This is a genomic window from Afifella sp. H1R, from assembly GCF_021462425.1.
Lineage (GTDB): Bacteria > Pseudomonadota > Alphaproteobacteria > Rhizobiales > Afifellaceae > Afifella > Afifella aestuarii.
Genome location: NZ_JAKEDY010000009.1, coordinates 1 through 556, shown reverse-complemented (window position 1 = coordinate 556; position 556 = coordinate 1). Strand labels below are relative to the sequence as shown.

Genomic DNA, 556 nt, shown 5'->3' with positions numbered 1-556 from the left:
CCTCGGCCTGCCGCTGGTGGACGAAACGACGGCCGATCTCGACGTTACTCTCGATCCTGTCGAAGAACTCGTCGGCGACATCGACGTCGATCTGGTCGCTGACGCGGACCTCACCGGAACGACCGACGGCACCGTCGAGGCGGTCGGAGAGACCACCACAGAGCTGACCGACACGACCGGCGGGCTCGTTGATGGTGCTGTCGACACCACCGAAGATGTCGTCGAGACGGTCGACGCCACTCTGGAGAGTGGAACGGATGCCGTCGACGGTCTTCTCGGCGGCCTCACTGGAGGTCTTCTCGGCGGCAATGAGACGGAAGAGCCAGCGCCTGACACGAGTGGCGACACCGATCTCACCCTCGACGCCGATCTCGGGCTGCCGCTGGTGGACGAGACGACGGCCGATCTCGATGTCACGCTCGATCCCGTCGAAGAACTCGTCGGCGACATCGACGTCGATGTCGTCGCTGACCTTGACCTCACCGGAACGACCGATGGTACTGGAGAGGTGCTGGAGACCACGGGTGAGACCATCTCAGAGCTGACGGACACGACC

At 64.0% G+C, this 556-nt stretch carries 1 protein-coding gene; it reads left to right on the top strand.

The window, feature by feature from the left end; genetic code table 11:
• Positions 1-556: hypothetical protein (locus L0F51_RS19855; protein ID WP_234630886.1), on the top strand; the 556-nt coding region annotated here is incomplete at both ends.